This is a genomic window from Alteromonas sp. D210916BOD_24 (genome assembly GCF_047159385.1).
Lineage (GTDB): Bacteria > Pseudomonadota > Gammaproteobacteria > Enterobacterales > Alteromonadaceae > Alteromonas.
In genome coordinates this window covers 13,050-28,530 of sequence record NZ_AP038333.1, presented here as the reverse complement: position 1 = coordinate 28,530, position 15,481 = coordinate 13,050, and the positions used below count along the sequence as shown (strand labels likewise).

Here is a 15,481-nt window from a genome sequence, read left to right as displayed (position 1 = left end):
CAAAAATATATAGATAAAAACAGACAGGAAAACTCATGGGTAAATTTAAAACATCACTCACCGCTTTGGCGGTTGTGGTTGCATTAGGTGCATGTTCAGAGCAAAAAGCGCCTGATACCACCAGCACAGATGTGCAAAATACAGCAGCATCTGTGCAGGCACAATTTGATAACGTGCTATTAAATGAATTCAAAGGGCCTTTCGGTGGCGTACCCGCCTTCGATAAAATGAACCTTGACGATCTCAAGCCTGCGCTTGAAAAAGCCATGGCATTAAATTTGGAAGAAATTGAGGCAATCGCCAATAACGATGCGCCACCTACATTTGAAAATGTCATTGTAGAGATGGAGCGCGCTGGCGCAGAACTTAGCCGAGTGTTTACTTACTACGGCATTTGGAGTGCTAACAAATCAAGTGCTGAGTTTCGTGAAATGCAAGCCGAAATGTCACCCAAACTCTCTGCATTTTTCACCCAAATCACCCAGAATGAAAAACTATTTGCTCGCGTAAAAGCGGTATATGAGTCAGAAGAGTTGAACACGCTGACACCTGAAGAGCAACGCATTACGTGGATGACGTACAATAACTTTGCTCGCAATGGCGCCACCCTAGATGGCGAAGCGAAAAAACGCTACGCAGAAATAAATCAAGAATTAGCTACGCTGCACACCAAGTTCTCGAATAACATTCTTGCCGACGAAGAGAACTATGTTACCTATATCACTGAAGAGCAACTTGACGGTTTACCTGCATCATTTGTAAAAGCGTCAAAAGCGGCTGCTGAAGCCCGTGGTGAAGCTGACAAATACGCCATTACCAACACCCGTTCTTCGATGGATCCATTTTTAACTTATTCAACGAATCGTGAGTTACGTGAAAAAGTATGGCGCACTTACTACAACCGTGGTGACAATGCAGATGATTTTGACAACAACGACATCATCAAACGCATTCTCACCCTTCGCGACGAGCGCGTAGAGTTATTAGGTTATGAAAATTACGCGCAATGGCGCTTAGAAGATCGCATGGCGAAGAACCCAGAAAACGCCATGGATCTAATGATGAAAGTATGGCCAGCCGCTATTGCCCGCGTGCAGGAAGAAGTGGCTGATATGCAAGCCATTGCAGATTCTGAAGGCGCTAATATTACCATCGAACCATGGGATTACCGCTTCTATGCAGAGAAAGTACGCCAGGCAAAATACGATTTAGACTCAAACGAAGTTAAACAGTATCTACAGCTAGATAAGTTACGTGAAGCTATGTTCTATGTTGCAGGCCGCTTGTTTAACTTCGATTTTACACCAGTTGAAGCAGGTAGCGTTCCCGTCTTTCACGAAGATGTAAAAGTGTGGGAAGTCACTGACAAAGACAGTGGTGAACACATCGGTTTATGGTATTTAGACCCGTTTGCTCGTCAGGGTAAACGTTCAGGCGCGTGGGCGACAACTTACCGTTCGTATACCACTTTCGATGGAAAGAAAACGGTTTTATCTTCTAATAACTCCAACTTTGTTAAAGGCGCAGAAGGAGAAGCGACACTTATTTCCTGGGATGACGCTGAAACCTATTTCCATGAATTCGGCCACGCCCTGCACTTTTTATCAGCAGATGTTAAATACCCTTCTTCGCATTCAGGCGTACGCGATTACACTGAATTCCAATCCCAATTACTTGAGCGCTGGTTAACTACCGATGAGGTAATCAACCAATTTTTGGTTCATCATGAAACGGGAGAACCAATTCCGGCCTCACTCGTGGAAAAAATTAACAAAGCGTCTACGTTCAACGAGGGCTTCAAGACCACCGAATATATGGCGTCAGCTATTATGGATTTGAAGTATCACACTACGGCTCCTAATGAAATTGACCCTGACACCTTTGAGCGAGAAGAGCTTAAAAAGCTTGGTATGCCAGATGAAATTGTCATGCGTCACCGCTCTCCTCACTTTGGTCATGTGTTCTCAGGAGAAGGGTATGCCGCAGCGTATTATGGTTATATGTGGGCAGAAGTATTAACAGCCGATGCTGCAGAGGCATTTATGGAGGCCCCAGGAGGCTTCTATGATAAGGAAGTGGGCGAGCGTTTAGTGAAATACCTTTTCGCTGTGCGCAATGCCATGGACCCTGCTGAGGCGTATCGCAAATTCCGCGGTCGCGATGCTAAAGTAGATGCATTGATGCGTGACCGAGGTTTCCCAATTCCTAAAGAAACAAACTAGTCACCCTCTGTTCACGTATCACGGCCATGCGCTGTGATGCGTGAAGCACACATCCAGATCAAGTAACCCACGTATATTCAAATGAAATAAAGCAGTTTTCGCTAACGCCGTTAGCGATTGGCAACGCGCCTATACTGACAAACTTAGAAAGTCATGGAGTATTGTAACGTTAATTGGGTATCCCGACTCGTCCGCCAAGGAAGTGAAAATGAAGCGCTGTCTGCATCCCATGATTCTTGTATAGCCCCGAAAGTGACGATGTGCTCGTTATTGTTAAAGGGGATTTCTAAGTAAACCCCAGCAGTGGTGCTCGTTGGCAAATCAATGGTATCTGCCACTGGGATACTAATTTCATGACGTGGACGCATTTTGTGGCTCAACCCAAGGCGAAAGTCCCCAGAGTCCCACCAGCTCACTATTTCAAACTCGTGGCTTCTTACTCTTTGCGAGAGTACACCATAATCAAGTAATCCTTTGTTGTAGTGAACAATGGCTTCTATGTTGAGCTGAGGAGTGAGTTGCTGGTTAAAGGTGAGTTGATACTGTTTTTGCTTACAACCCTTAAATTTGATTTTGTTTTTGGTCAACGACAAGGAGAAGGTATTGTCGTTTTCGGCGTATTGATTCAACCACTCCTGTGCTTTTTCTAGCACATCAGCACTTCCTGTTGCTGGTAAAAACAAGCATGGCGATAAGCATAGTGCCCAAATTGGCTGATTTAAACGTCGCATTTTTGCTACCCCAGGAAACGTGGTTAATGACAACTGTATTCATTTCACGCTTTCAGTATAGACAGTAAACAAATGCGTTTGGTATTAGCCATTCTACTAATACCGCCGAAAAAATAACTAAGCCTTTTTCCTATGGAATACTACTGAATCCTGCTTCTCTTTAATTTACAGACGCTTGAGACAGTGATGCCGGTCTGCCTTTTGTCGCTTCTTCACTGAACCAATATTGACCTTTTTTATCAACACACACACCTTCGACTTGCTTGTAGGTCTCAAGTGGCCAAATATTGATAATCGAAAAGTCCGGTGCGACTTGTGCAATAAAAGCTTCAAAATTACCGAATGGGTCTGACTTATAACCGGTAATCACAAATACATTACGCGTGGTATCAAAGTCTGCCCCTGTGACTACACCAGGCAACCCTTTTATGTCAGCTATGGGAGAAATATGCTGCTCAGCCATTTGCTCATCAATGGTATAAATATGAGTTATTCCAGTACGCCAACTTTTAGAAAAAAGTAACAGTTCACTGCCTTTTTTAACCATTGCTTCTGAGTCAAAATCATGGGCGTAAGGCGTATTACCGGTAATAGTGTTTCCCACATATGAAAGTTTAAGAAGTGTAATGTCGTTTAAATCCTGGCGGTTAATTTTGTACACTTCAACCTGTTCGCGCTTGCCGCCATTATTCCCTACGTCAGCGATAAAGTAGTGCGTGTTATCGGCGGTTACTGCCTCCCAATCTTTATTGGTAATCGCCAAGGGGAGTTGTTGGATGATGTTGCCGTTAAAATCTATTTTAAATAATACAGGTGCATTTCCCGAATCATTCAGCGATAACATGTGATCAGAGTCGCAATATAAACCGGACGTTTCCGCAAGAGCGTCTGGCAGTATCATGAGGCTTTCCACCGATAACGCATTTGACGGTGTAGGGTAATAGCTTTTACATGCCAACAATGCACAAGCCGATCCAAACAAAAACAGGATTCGTGAAAATGCGCTCAAGTTTAATACTCCAAGAGAAAACGAACTTAAACAATCATAATACCAAATTTCCTGGCCCGCTATGACGCACTTTACGGCGCGATTTCGTATGTTGGTCTAAACTGGGAGCTAAATCGTAAATAAAAAGCGGTTTAAGTACTAAGGTCTATCTATGACTCGCACTTGAGCTCGTATAGGATGGAATAATACAAAATAATGTAAGGATGTTCCTTTGTCAGACCCGCTTCTTTCTCTCGTCGCTGTCGGCTTATTATCTATAGGTTGTCAATTTTTAGCCTATAAGGTAAGACTTCCCGCCATACTACCACTGCTCATCGTAGGCATCGTCGTGGGTCCAGTGTTTGGGGTACTCAATGCTGATGACTTATTTGGTGATCTTCTTTTTCCTGTTGTTTCTCTCTCTGTTGCAATTATTTTGTTCGAGGGCTCTCTTACACTCAAGTTTGGCGATATCGCCGGACACGGCAATATGGTGCGAAATCTCTGTTCTATTGGTGTTGTGGTTACTTGGGTTATAGCATCAACGGCCGCGCACTACAGTTTAGATATCACGTGGCAACTGGCATGTCTATTTGGTGCCATTGTAACAGTGACAGGCCCAACCGTTATCGTCCCTATGTTGCGAACGGTGAGGCCTAAATCGAACCTCGCGAATATTCTACGCTGGGAAGGTATTGTCATTGATCCTATTGGCGCTTTACTTGCTGTATTAGTCTTTGAGTTTATTGTCGCCTCGCAAGATTCAGCCATTACCCACACACTCATTGCTTTTGGTAAAACAATTGGTATTGGGTCAGTATTGGGATTGGCTTCGGGCTATTTACTCGGCTTATCAATTAGAAAGAGTTGGTTTCCTCACTACTTACTCAACACCGCTGTACTCACTATCATTTTAGGCGTATTTGCCGCATCTAACTACGTAGCGCACGAATCCGGCCTGTTAGCAGTGACTATTACCGGTATGGTATTGGCGAACATGAAAGATGTGGATGTAGAGGATATACTTGAGTTCAAAGAAACGCTTAGTGTGCTGCTTATCTCTGGCTTGTTTATTTTATTAGCTACCCGCTTAAACCTTCAATCCGTCATTGATGTAGGCTGGGGTTCAGTTATCGTATTAGCGGCCATCATGTTCGTTGCTCGCCCTTTGTCAGTAATTGCCTCATCCATTGGCACAGGGCTTAAATTTAACGAGTTAGCATTGTTAAGTTGGATAGCGCCAAGAGGCATCGTGGCGGCAGCAGTATCAGCTTTGTTTTCACTTAAGTTGGAAGAAATTGGCTATGAGGGTGCTGGTATTATTGTGCCAATGGTCTTTATGGTAATTATTGCCACAGTGGTGGTACAAAGTCTTTCATCGCGTTCTGTCGCCGCCTTTCTGAAAGTACGCGCTCCAGCGCCAACGGGATACCTCATTTTTGGCGGGAGTAAGTTTAACCGCGCCCTGGCTAAGGAGATGCTTAACCAAAAACTCGATGTCACTATAGCCGACACTAACTGGGACGCAATACGCGAAGCTAGAATGGACGACATTCCGGTTTATTTTGGTAATCCAATGTCTGATCACGCGGCAAGAAGCATGGATATGAATACGTTTGGTACGGTGCTGATTATGTCACCATACAAACAACTTAACCCACTTATTGCATACCACTTTGAATATACAATGGGTAAAGACAAAGTATGGGCATTAACCAACAATGAACAATCAACCCGGCCTAGCCATCAAGTCAGTGAACAATATGCTAAAAAACTTACTTTATTTGATGAAGGCGTGACGTACGGGTATTTGGCTTCAGCAATTGCACGAGAAGCAACAGTGAAAACTACTCGCTTATCCGATGAATTTACATACGAGCAATATATCAAACAGTATGGAGAAAGAGTCACGCCGCTTATCGCTATCAACAAAGATGGAAAAAGTTTCACCTTCATCAATGGAAATAGCATGGAGCCCAAAGCAGGTTGGCGTTTAATAAGCTTAGTCGAGCCCGAACGTGCCGTCGCAGTTGAAGAAAAGTAGGCAAATTAAGAAAACCTCCTGCCGTTAAGGCAGGAGGTCTCTCCCTGGAAAACGCGTACCTCAGTGCACTTATTTTAAAAGCGCGTAATAATTTGGATTTTACTGTTGATACGCTGTCGAGGTGTTTATAGCAATCAATGATCCAATTTTGAATAAGCTCAGCTTTTCAAATATTTAGCCTAACTTTCGACAGAACAAGAGCTGCTATCGTTTAATGAAATAACCATAATGGTGCTTTTCCTGCACTATTTAGGGGTTCATTTTTCATTCAACAAACCGCGTTAATTAAACCGCAACCGTCATTCTAAGACACATATTTTTTAATACATGCAAGGGTGGTATCTAACGCTCCCCTATTTTCGTTTAACACCTTTCTACCCGCTTCACCAGCGTTGCGCCGCAACAGCGGTTCAGCTAACCATTGCCCTACTATCGCCGCTATTTGCTCTGCATTTTCAACAATAGTGAGTGCCCCCCTTTGCTGAAGAAAGTCGCAAATAACAGGGTTATTGTAGATATTCGGTCCCATCATTACTGGAACAGAAAACGCAGCAGGCTCCAATGCATTGTGACCGCCTCTGTTGGCTATAGAGCCCCCTACAAAAGCAAAAGACGCAACGGCATAAGCGTCATTCAATTTGCCCATTTCGTCGAGAAGAATAACGTTCTGATTGTGTGTAACGTTTGTCGTTGTAGAGCTTCTTACAAATGCTATACCCTTTTTGTCGAGTAATTTCCCTACCGTTTCAAATCGCTCTGGATGACGTGGAACGATAATAAGTTTAAGTGACGGAGTGGCTTGCCAAAGCATTTTTGCCGCTTCTACTAAAATGTCCTCCTCAGGCTCATGTGTACTACCTGCTACTAAAATCGCACTGTCGCTACATGAGAGACCCAGGAACGGGGCTGACGAGTTTGAAACCGACGCCACTTGGTCAAACTTAATATTATTCGTTAATGTGAGTTTGGATGCCGATACACCTAAGAACGCATAGTTGCAAAAATCTCTCTCGCCCTGCGCACAGACATGGGACAACTTACCCAGCATAGGATTAAATAGTTTGCCTATTTTCTTGTAGCGCTTAGCAGAGCGATCGGTCATTCGCGCATTAATCACCATAACGGGAATATCCCGTTTCCAGCACGCGTGTATTAGGTTAGGCCATAGCTCTACCTCTGTAATGAGTACTGCTTTAGGTTTTACCCGTTTAATCATACCCGCCATCGCCATATGCAAATCATAGGGCAGATAAAAATGGTGGACAGTATCGCCAAATATAGCTTTCACTCTATCTGATCCAGTAGGGGTGGTTGTAGTTACCGTAATTTGGACATCAGGTTCCTCTTTCATAATGCGCTTTATTAAGCACGACGCCGCAACAACCTCTCCAACTGAAACACAGTGAATCAAATAACCCTGTGGCTTAGCCGGATGTGCTACAAAACCAAAACGCTCAAACCGCCTGCGGTTGTAATCTTTGTTTCGGGTTGCCCCTCTTAACATGAGTTGAACAAATGCAAACGGGATCGCTAAAGCTAAAACAAACGAATAAATCCAGCGGCAGATATCTTCAAGAGGGGTTGGTTTATAGCCGTTGCGCTCGGCTGAAAACATAAAGCCATCCTTATTTTTTTGTGACTACACCCAACGGATACGCGATGGGTACACAGAGCATAAACTCACGTCATTAAACTGTCGTCAAACTGTGTTTATATCATTCACAGTGTGTTCTTCGTATAGCAAAGCCTATTGTAATGCCAAAGCAGGTACAACGAATTCTTTTTATACGGCTAAGTGCCATTGGCGATATTGTAATGGCTTCTGGTTTGCCGTCTAGCATCAAAGAAATTTATTCAAATGAGCACAAGGACACGCAATTAACCTGGCTGGTTGAAGAGCCCTATGTCAATCTGGTAAAGGATAGTCCTTGTGTAGACAATGTTATCGCTTGGCCGAAGAACACATGGCGGTCAATGTATAAAAACAAACAGTACTGGCAGCTTTTAAAAGCGATTTGGTCTTTCAGGCGCACCTTACGCGCAGGCCAATTCACTCTTGTGATCGAAGCGCAAGGCCTCTTAAAGAGCGCTTTTCTAGCTTTTTTAAGCGGTACTCCTATCCGTGTAGGCTTTAAGAGCAAAGAGAAAAGCCATTATCTGCTGACACATTCAACCCGAAAGCCGATTTCAAATTTTATCAGCAGTGAGTACCGCCATTTATCCCACTTCATTGCAACGAGCAACGTTACGATAAACAGTGGGGGCCCTCGAAAAACACCTATCTATAAGATGGAGATCAGTGTTAATCCACGCATTCACGCTCGCGCTACTGAAGTGCTTCACACTAGTGGCGTGCAAGGGCCATATATCGCCATCGCCCCTTTTACTACCCGTCCTCAAAAACACTGGCCTATGAATCATTGGAAAAACCTTATTACATTACTTAGAGATAACTTTGATATACCAATCGTGGTATTGGGCGGGCCGACTGATACAAGTAAAGGGCTGGAATTCGAAACCTATGGTAACAATGTAATATCACTGGCGGGCAACATTTCACTCGCACAATCTGTTGCGGTAGTGGCCCAATGCCATGCCTTTATCGGTGTCGATACTGGTCTAACTCACCTAGCTGATTCGTATCAAAAACCGACAGTGGCCATATTTGGTTCAACGAGGCCCTATACTCGGACCGCTAATAGCGGCACATGTGTACTATTTAAGGATATGCCTTGTGCACCGTGTAAAAGAAAGCCAAGTTGTGAAGGGCGTTTTGACTGTATGCAGAGTATTACTCCAGAAGATGTCATAGCGTGCCTACCAGTGAACATCAGTTGTTAGTTTAAATAATTAAGGACTTCCATTGAGCATAAGCGTACTACACATCGAACTGGGACGGCATTTGTACGGAGGAGCCAAGCAAGTAACTTACTTGATTGACGCACTAGATCAAAATCGCAATTTCACCCAACATTTAGTTTGTACCGACGACAGTGAAATAAGCCAGATGGCGTTTCGTTGCTGTAGTGTTCATTCGGTAAAATATAAGGGTGAAGCTGACGTGCTATTCGTAAATCGCTTGATGGGCATAGTGAAAAAGGTAAAGCCAGCAATTATAAACGTTCACAGCCGACGGGGTGCTGATGTATGGGGCGCTATTATTGCGAAAATAACGGGCATACCCGCTGTGTGTACCCGCCGAGTAGACAACCCAGAATCCCGTTTTTCTTTCTATAAATATCGCCAATATAACGCGGTTATTAGTATTTCTGAAGGTGTGCAAAAAGTGGTGTCCCTACACTGTGAAGGGGTCTTGCACCAAAAAGTTATCTACTCTGCCGTGGACATTAAAGAGTATTCAATACAGCCGAATAAAGCATGGCTCAGATCACTGTACGGCATACCCGACGACCATCTAATCATTGCCAACTTTGCGCAATATATTTCGCGCAAAGGACAAGCAGACATTATTCTTGCCATGCAACAAGTAATCGCAAAATATAAAAAAGTTACCTGCCTGTTATTTGGGCAAGGCGGCTTGCAGGAAAGCTATCAAGCCTTAATCGACAGACTGCACCTACAACGCCATATTAAGTTATGTGGGTTTACCCAAAAGGTAGCTCAGATTTTACCTAACATTGATATTGTGGTGCATCCTGCTTATGCAGAAGGCCTTGGGGTTATTCTGTTGCAAGCGGGGGCAAGTAAATGTGCAGTACTCTCTTGCCCAGTTGGCGGCATACCTGAAATTATAAAACATAAAGAAACCGGGGTGTTAGTGGCACCGGGTGATGTTGATGGTATTGCAGAGCGTATTTGTGAGCTGATTGCTTCCCCTGAGTGCCGCCGGCAATATGGTGAAGCGCTGTATGAACATATAACTAGTGCTTTTACTATCGAGCAAATGGCAACGTCCTATGCGTCGCTTTACACTGAGTTAGTCAGCCCACAAGCCAATGGCAGTTAAACAAATCTTTCTAAACTCAATATAAGCGTAATCACTTACGAACATTTAAATTTAAACAAATATAGTATGCATTCCTACTGGACAGCGATACATAAGATAAACAGGAAAGACAGGTACAAAAAAGCCGCTCGAGAGCGGCTTTTTTTTAGACTTTGAAAAAAGTTAGCGATTAAACGCCAGCTTTTTCAACAACGTCAACAAGAGTCCAAGTTTTGTTCTTAGACAATGGGCGACATTCACGTACTGTTACTACGTCACCTTGGTTGCACACGTTGTTTTCGTCGTGGGCGTGAAGCTTAGTAGAGCGCTTGATGAACTTCCCGTAGATTGGGTGCTTAACAAAACGTTCAACTACAACAGTGATGGTTTTATCCATCTTGTTGCTAACCACACGACCTTGTACTGTACGAATTTTTTGCTCAGTCATTACGCATCAGCCTTTTGAGTCAGAATGGTTTTAACACGCGCGATGTTACGACGTACTTTTCTCAACTGATCAGTCTTTTCAAGCTGACCTGTTGTGTGCTGCATGCGTAGGTTGAACTGTTCGCGTAGCAGGTTAATCAACTCTGCGTTCAGCTCTTCTACGCTCTTTTCTTTCAGTTCAGTCGCTTTCATTACATCACCGTCCGAGTTACAAAGGTTGTTTTAAATGGCAGTTTAGCCGCTGCCAATTCAAACGCTTCGCGTGCTAGAGCTTCAGGAACACCTTCCATCTCATAAAGAACACGACCAGGCTGAATTTGGCATACCCAGTACTCAACGTTACCTTTACCTTTACCTTGACGCACTTCTAGAGGCTTCTCAGTAATTGGCTTGTCAGGGAAAACTCGAATCCAAATTTTACCTTGACGCTTAACGTGACGAGTCATAGCACGACGCGCTGCTTCGATTTGACGCGCAGTCATTCGACCACGGCCAACTGCTTTAAGGCCGTAAGTACCAAAGGCAACAGTATTACCCGCTGCTAAGCCGCGGTTGCGGCCTTTGTGCATCTTACGGAACTTCATGCGTTTTGGTTGTAACATGATTAGCCCTCTCGCTTAGCGTTGCGGCCTTTCTTCTTAGGTTGAGCAGCTGGTGCTTGCTCTTGAGTTGTAGGTAGACCACCTAGAACTTCACCTTTGAAGATCCATACTTTAACGCCGATGATACCGTAAGTAGTTGACGCTTCAGAGGTTGCGTAATCGATGTCCGCACGGAAAGTGTGCAGAGGAACGCGACCTTCACGGTACCATTCAGAACGTGCAATCTCTGCACCGCCCAAACGGCCGCTAACTTCAACTTTGATACCTTTCGCGCCTAGACGCATTGCGTTTTGTACTGCGCGCTTCATAGCACGACGGAACATAACACGACGCTCTAGCTGGCTAGAGATGCTATCAGCTACTAGCTGACCATCTAGCTCTGGCTTACGTACTTCAGCGATGTTGATCTGAGCTGGCACACCGGCTAGCTTAGATACGTAGTTACGCAACTTTTCTACGTCTTCACCTTTCTTACCGATTACAACGCCTGGACGAGCAGTGTGAATAGTTACACGGATGCTCTTAGCAGGACGCTCGATCACGATTTTAGAAAGTGAAGCGTTCTTAAGTTGTTTAGTCAGATACTGACGTACCTGATGATCGTTATACAGGTTGTCTGCATAGTCTGCAGTATTAGCGTACCAGGTAGATGTCCATGGTTTGCTGATACCCAGGCGTATACCTGTAGGATGTACCTTCTGTCCCATTATCTACTCCTAGTTATCCGCTACAACCACAGTAATGTGACTGCTGCGCTTGAAGATACGATCAGCACGGCCTTTAGCACGTGGCTTGATACGTTTCATAGTTGGACCTTCGTCAACGAAAACTTTAGACACGCGTAATTCGTCGATGTCTGCGCCTTCGTTGTGCTCTGCGTTAGCAATTGCAGATTCCAATACTTTCTTTACTAGCGCTGCGCTTTTCTTCGGGCTGTACGCAAGAAGCTCAAGAGCTTTCTCAACGTGCATTCCACGAATTTGATCCGCAACCAAGCGTGCCTTTTGAGCCGACGTGCGGGCAAAACGGTGTTTAGCTAATGCTTCCATCTTCCTACCCCTTAACGTTTAGCTTTCTTATCCGCGACATGGCCGCGGTAAGTACGCGTTGGCGCAAATTCGCCCAACTTGTGGCCGACCATTTCGTCACTAATAATGACAGGTACATGTTGACGACCGTTATGGACCGCAATGGTCAACCCAATCATATCTGGGATGATCATAGAACGACGAGACCAAGTTTTGATTGGTTTACGTTCGTTCTTTTCCACTGCAGCCTCTACCTTCTTCAGCAAGTGAAGGTCAATAAAAGGACCTTTCTTGAGAGAACGTGGCATGGTGAATCCTCGCTATTACTTGTTACGACGACGTACGATAAGCTTATCAGTACGCTTGTTGCTTCGGGTTTTCTTACCTTTAGTAGGAATACCCCAAGGAGTTACTGGGTGACGACCGCCTGATGTACGACCTTCACCACCACCGTGTGGGTGATCAACCGGGTTCATGGCAACACCACGAACGGTAGGACGAACACCACGCCAGCGTGTAGCACCAGCTTTACCTAGTGAACGAAGCATGTGTTCTGCATTGCCAACTTCACCGATAGTGGCGCGGCAATCAGAAAGAACTTTACGCATTTCGCCAGAGCGTAGACGTAGGGTAACGTAGTTTCCGTCACGTGCTAGGATCTGAGCATAAGCACCAGCAGAACGTGCGATTTGCGCACCTTTACCAGGCTTCATTTCAATTGCGTGTACAACAGTACCTACAGGGATGTTACGCATAGGTAGTGTGTTACCAGACTTGATCGGAGCATCCGAACCAGACTGGATTGCATCACCTGCTTGCATACCCTTAGGAGCCAGAATGTAACGACGTTCACCGTCTGCGTACAATACTAGAGCAATGTTTGCAGAACGGTTTGGATCGTATTCTAAACGCTCAACTTTAGCTGGAATGCTGTCTTTGTTGCGTTTAAAGTCAATCACACGGTAGTGTTGCTTGTGACCACCACCAATGTGACGAGTGGTAATACGACCACCGTTGTTACGACCGCCAGATTTGCTGTTCTTTTCTAGCAAAGGCGCGTAAGGTGCACCTTTGTGAAGGTCAGGGTTAGTAACCTGAACAACGTGACGACGACCGGCAGAAGTTGGCTTAGCTTTCAATAATGGCATTTCTAATCCCCTTCTTACTCAGCGCCACCGACAAAGTCGATGTCCTGACCTTCTTTAAGAACCACGTAGGCCTTTTTCCAGTCGCTGCGCTTACCGAAAGACATGCCGTGACGCTTGGTTTTACCCTTAACGTTCACAGTACGAACACCGTCAACTTCAACTTCAAACAGTTTTTCAACTGCTGCTTTGATTTCAGCTTTGTTCGCGTCTTTTGCTACTTTGAATACAACTGTGTTGTTCGCTTCAGCAGCCATAGTAGACTTTTCTGAAACGTGAGGTGCTACTAGCACCTTCAGTAGACGTTCTTCTCTCATGCTAACGCCTCCTCAAGTTGTTTAACCGCATCAGCAGTCATTAGCACTTTTTCAAATGCAATCAGGCTCACTGGGTCGATGCCTGCTACGTCACGTACGTCAACTTTGTACAAGTTGCGTGCCGCTAGGAACAAGTTCTCATCAACTTCAGGAGTAACGATTAGAACATCATTTAGTTCATATTCGTTAAGTGCAGAAATAAGTGCTTTAGTCTTAGGTGCGTCAACACCGAACTTCTCAACAACAACCAAACGGTCTTGACGGATTAGTTCAGACAGGATGCTCTTAATTGCACCGCGATACATTTTCTTGTTAACTTTTTGGTCAAAGTCACGAGGCTTCGCTGCAAAAGCACGGCCACCGCCAACCCAGATTGGGCTACGGATTGTACCAGCACGCGCGCGGCCAGTACCTTTTTGACGCCATGGCTTCTTACCGCCACCACGAACTTCAGCGCGAGTTTTCTGCGCTTTTGTACCCTGACGAGCACCTGCACCGTAAGCTACAACTACCTGGTGAACCAGGGCTTCGTTGAATTCACGTCCAAAGGTCGCTTCGGATACTTCAAGAGCGCTTTGCGCATCTTTCAATGTTAATTCCATCAGTTCACTCCCCAGACGTTACGCTTTAACAGCTGGCTTAACGATAACATCGTTGCCAGTTGCGCCAGGTACGGCACCTTTAACTAGGATAAGGCCATTTTCTACGTCAACACGTACAACTTCCAAAGACTGAGTAGTCACTTGCTTGTTACCAAGCTGACCAGCCATTTTCTTGCCTTTGAATACTTTACCTGGTGATTGGTTTTGACCAATTGAACCAGGAGCACGGTGTGACAAAGAGTTACCGTGTGTCATGCGCTGAGAACTGAAGTTCCAGCGTTTGATAGCACCTTGGAAACCTTTACCTTTTGATGTACCAGTTACATCAATCTTTTTAGTGTCGTTAAAGATTTCAACAGTGATTTCACTGCCTACTTCAATATCGGCACCTTCGTTGTCTTCTAGGCGGAATTCTACTAGAGTGCGTCCAGCTTCAACGCCAGCTTTAGCAAAGTGACCTGCTTCAGCTTTGTTGATGCGGTTAGCTTTCTTAGTTCCAGCAGTAACCTGAAGAGCGCGATAACCGTCAGTTTCCTCAGTACGAACCTGAGTAACGCGGTTTGGGGTCGCTTCAATAACAGTCACAGGGATAGACGTGCCATCTTCAGTGAAGATGCGAGTCATACCCACTTTACGACCGACTAGACCAATCGCCATTGTTATAACCCTCTCTTATTAGCCCAGGCTGATTTGAACATCAACGCCAGCAGCCAAGTCCAAACGCATCAACGCGTCAACTGTTTTATCAGTTGGCTCGATGATGTCTACCAAACGCTTGTGAGTACGGATTTCATATTGATCACGCGCGTCTTTGTTGACGTGCGGAGAAATCAGAACTGTATAGCGTTCTTTGCGAGTAGGTAGAGGAATAGGACCACTTACCTGAGCACCAGTGCGTTTCGCAGTTTCAACGATTTCAGCCGTAGACTGATCGATCAACTTGTGATCAAACGCTTTCAAACGAATGCGAATTCTTTGATTTGGCATCGATTAAGCTCCAATCGAAAGAACAAAAAAATTCACCCTTTCTCTTCCATTTATCTAGGAAAGAAAGGATGTGCGTAAACCGATGGTTCCCAATCGGAACCCTGTTCTTTTTTCTAGCACGCCAGCAACAGGCTAATCGTAAAGACAAATCTGTTACTTCGGCAACCACCCTAAAAGCAGTGAGGTCGCGGCTAAAAACTTATGCCCTATACAGGACAGTGGGCGCGAATTATACAGAAAGGATGATACATTGCAAGTGATAGATCGCTTTTTATGCACTTTATTTGGTGGGCTTTTGTATCCTGTAGTAGCAATCTATCGTTTGCGGAAGGGATAAATCGGCAGTACATTTAATTTCGTGTTATATATAGCGTTTATTGCTCTTACGTTACTATAAACTTTTAGTACTTGAAGTAACGGAC

At 44.7% G+C, this 15,481-nt stretch carries 18 protein-coding genes; 4 read left to right on the top strand and 14 right to left on the bottom strand.

The window, feature by feature from the left end:
• Window positions 1-35 precede the first annotated feature (35 nt).
• On the top strand, window positions 36-2,222 hold the full coding sequence (locus ACMCM8_RS00140; RefSeq protein ID WP_412724250.1) for a M3 family metallopeptidase: 2,187 nt from the start codon (window positions 36-38) through the stop codon (window positions 2,220-2,222).
• Window positions 2,223-2,365: 143 nt separating this feature from the next.
• On the opposite strand, the gene ACMCM8_RS00135 is transcribed toward ACMCM8_RS00140, so the two are convergent.
• Together ACMCM8_RS00135 and ACMCM8_RS00130 are read right to left on the bottom strand one after the other, a co-directional pair.
• Window positions 2,366-2,953 carry a hypothetical protein gene (locus ACMCM8_RS00135; protein ID WP_412724248.1) on the bottom strand — a complete coding sequence of 196 codons (588 nt, stop codon included), beginning with the start codon at window positions 2,951-2,953 and terminating at the stop codon, window positions 2,366-2,368.
• A gap of 160 nt (window positions 2,954-3,113) precedes the next feature.
• The gene (locus tag ACMCM8_RS00130) at window positions 3,114-3,962 is read right to left on the bottom strand and encodes a hypothetical protein (RefSeq protein ID WP_412724246.1); all 849 of its coding nucleotides are present in this window, start codon (window positions 3,960-3,962) and stop codon (window positions 3,114-3,116) included.
• Between the two features lie 211 nt (window positions 3,963-4,173).
• On the opposite strand from ACMCM8_RS00130, the gene ACMCM8_RS00125 reads away from it, so the two are divergent.
• Window positions 4,174-5,985 carry a cation:proton antiporter gene (locus tag ACMCM8_RS00125; RefSeq protein ID WP_412724244.1) on the top strand — a complete coding sequence of 604 codons (1,812 nt, stop codon included), beginning with the start codon at window positions 4,174-4,176 and terminating at the stop codon, window positions 5,983-5,985.
• Window positions 5,986-6,289: 304 nt separating this feature from the next.
• Here the strand turns inward: ACMCM8_RS00125 and waaA are convergent, their stop codons facing one another.
• Entirely contained in the window at window positions 6,290-7,600 is a 1,311-nt protein-coding gene (gene waaA / locus ACMCM8_RS00120) for a lipid IV(A) 3-deoxy-D-manno-octulosonic acid transferase (RefSeq protein ID WP_412724242.1), read from the bottom strand.
• A gap of 140 nt (window positions 7,601-7,740) precedes the next feature.
• Between waaA and ACMCM8_RS00115 the strand changes: the two genes are divergently transcribed.
• Window positions 7,741-8,826: a glycosyltransferase family 9 protein gene (locus ACMCM8_RS00115; RefSeq protein WP_412724240.1), complete on the top strand. Its 1,086-nt coding sequence runs from the start codon at window positions 7,741-7,743 to the stop codon at window positions 8,824-8,826.
• Between the two features lie 22 nt (window positions 8,827-8,848).
• Entirely contained in the window at window positions 8,849-9,952 is a 1,104-nt protein-coding gene (locus ACMCM8_RS00110; protein WP_412724238.1) for a glycosyltransferase family 4 protein, read from the top strand.
• 169 nt (window positions 9,953-10,121) lie between these two features.
• On the opposite strand, the gene rpsQ is transcribed toward ACMCM8_RS00110, so the two are convergent.
• From rpsQ to rpsJ, 11 genes are read right to left on the bottom strand one after another with little or no spacing between them, the layout of a single operon-like run.
• Window positions 10,122-10,379, bottom strand: coding sequence for a 30S ribosomal protein S17 (gene rpsQ / locus ACMCM8_RS00105; protein WP_159627389.1), 258 nt, complete (start codon window positions 10,377-10,379; stop codon window positions 10,122-10,124).
• Window positions 10,379-10,570, bottom strand: a complete 192-nt coding sequence (gene rpmC / locus ACMCM8_RS00100) for a 50S ribosomal protein L29 (protein WP_014947980.1) — start codon at window positions 10,568-10,570, stop codon at window positions 10,379-10,381. Before rpmC ends, rpsQ begins: the two co-directional genes overlap by 1 nt.
• Entirely contained in the window at window positions 10,570-10,980 is a 411-nt protein-coding gene (gene rplP / locus ACMCM8_RS00095; RefSeq protein WP_014997065.1) for a 50S ribosomal protein L16, read from the bottom strand. The genes rpmC and rplP overlap by 1 nt, the downstream gene beginning before the upstream one ends.
• 2 nt (window positions 10,981-10,982) lie before the next feature.
• Window positions 10,983-11,687: a 30S ribosomal protein S3 gene (rpsC, locus tag ACMCM8_RS00090; RefSeq protein ID WP_014947978.1), complete on the bottom strand. Its 705-nt coding sequence runs from the start codon at window positions 11,685-11,687 to the stop codon at window positions 10,983-10,985.
• Between the two features lie 9 nt (window positions 11,688-11,696).
• Entirely contained in the window at window positions 11,697-12,029 is a 333-nt protein-coding gene (gene rplV, locus ACMCM8_RS00085; RefSeq protein ID WP_014947977.1) for a 50S ribosomal protein L22, read from the bottom strand.
• Window positions 12,030-12,040: 11 nt separating this feature from the next.
• Window positions 12,041-12,316, bottom strand: a complete 276-nt coding sequence (gene rpsS / locus ACMCM8_RS00080; RefSeq protein ID WP_012516961.1) for a 30S ribosomal protein S19 — start codon at window positions 12,314-12,316, stop codon at window positions 12,041-12,043.
• A gap of 15 nt (window positions 12,317-12,331) precedes the next feature.
• Window positions 12,332-13,156, bottom strand: coding sequence for a 50S ribosomal protein L2 (gene rplB / locus ACMCM8_RS00075; protein WP_412724236.1), 825 nt, complete (start codon window positions 13,154-13,156; stop codon window positions 12,332-12,334).
• Between the two features lie 14 nt (window positions 13,157-13,170).
• Window positions 13,171-13,470, bottom strand: coding sequence for a 50S ribosomal protein L23 (gene rplW, locus ACMCM8_RS00070; RefSeq protein ID WP_412724234.1), 300 nt, complete (start codon window positions 13,468-13,470; stop codon window positions 13,171-13,173).
• The gene (rplD, locus tag ACMCM8_RS00065) at window positions 13,467-14,072 is read right to left on the bottom strand and encodes a 50S ribosomal protein L4 (RefSeq protein WP_012516958.1); all 606 of its coding nucleotides are present in this window, start codon (window positions 14,070-14,072) and stop codon (window positions 13,467-13,469) included. The genes rplW and rplD overlap by 4 nt, the downstream gene beginning before the upstream one ends.
• A gap of 18 nt (window positions 14,073-14,090) precedes the next feature.
• Window positions 14,091-14,729, bottom strand: a complete 639-nt coding sequence (gene rplC, locus ACMCM8_RS00060) for a 50S ribosomal protein L3 (protein ID WP_131093693.1) — start codon at window positions 14,727-14,729, stop codon at window positions 14,091-14,093.
• A gap of 18 nt (window positions 14,730-14,747) precedes the next feature.
• Complete coding sequence (gene rpsJ, locus ACMCM8_RS00055) at window positions 14,748-15,059, bottom strand: 30S ribosomal protein S10 (protein WP_010179497.1); 312 nt, start codon at window positions 15,057-15,059, stop codon at window positions 14,748-14,750.
• Between the last annotated feature and the right edge of the window lie 422 nt (window positions 15,060-15,481).

Excerpts from the sequence above, each read along its gene's own strand:
- ACMCM8_RS00140 (WP_412724250.1), top strand. The coding sequence starts at position 36 with ATGGGTAAATTTAAAACATCACTCACCGCTTTGGCGGTTGTGGTTGCA.
- ACMCM8_RS00135 (WP_412724248.1), bottom strand. The coding sequence starts at position 2,953 with ATGCGACGTTTAAATCAGCCAATTTGGGCACTATGCTTATCGCCATGC.
- waaA (WP_412724242.1), bottom strand. The coding sequence starts at position 7,600 with ATGTTTTCAGCCGAGCGCAACGGCTATAAACCAACCCCTCTTGAAGAT.
- ACMCM8_RS00115 (WP_412724240.1), top strand. The coding sequence starts at position 7,741 with ATGCCAAAGCAGGTACAACGAATTCTTTTTATACGGCTAAGTGCCATT.
- rpsQ (WP_159627389.1), bottom strand. The coding sequence starts at position 10,379 with ATGACTGAGCAAAAAATTCGTACAGTACAAGGTCGTGTGGTTAGCAAC.
- rpmC (WP_014947980.1), bottom strand. The coding sequence starts at position 10,570 with ATGAAAGCGACTGAACTGAAAGAAAAGAGCGTAGAAGAGCTGAACGCA.
- rplP (WP_014997065.1), bottom strand. The coding sequence starts at position 10,980 with ATGTTACAACCAAAACGCATGAAGTTCCGTAAGATGCACAAAGGCCGC.
- rpsC (WP_014947978.1), bottom strand. The coding sequence starts at position 11,687 with ATGGGACAGAAGGTACATCCTACAGGTATACGCCTGGGTATCAGCAAA.
- rplV (WP_014947977.1), bottom strand. The coding sequence starts at position 12,029 with ATGGAAGCATTAGCTAAACACCGTTTTGCCCGCACGTCGGCTCAAAAG.
- rpsS (WP_012516961.1), bottom strand. The coding sequence starts at position 12,316 with ATGCCACGTTCTCTCAAGAAAGGTCCTTTTATTGACCTTCACTTGCTG.
- rplB (WP_412724236.1), bottom strand. The coding sequence starts at position 13,156 with ATGCCATTATTGAAAGCTAAGCCAACTTCTGCCGGTCGTCGTCACGTT.
- rplW (WP_412724234.1), bottom strand. The coding sequence starts at position 13,470 with ATGAGAGAAGAACGTCTACTGAAGGTGCTAGTAGCACCTCACGTTTCA.
- rplD (WP_012516958.1), bottom strand. The coding sequence starts at position 14,072 with ATGGAATTAACATTGAAAGATGCGCAAAGCGCTCTTGAAGTATCCGAA.
- rplC (WP_131093693.1), bottom strand. The coding sequence starts at position 14,729 with ATGGCGATTGGTCTAGTCGGTCGTAAAGTGGGTATGACTCGCATCTTC.
- rpsJ (WP_010179497.1), bottom strand. The coding sequence starts at position 15,059 with ATGCCAAATCAAAGAATTCGCATTCGTTTGAAAGCGTTTGATCACAAG.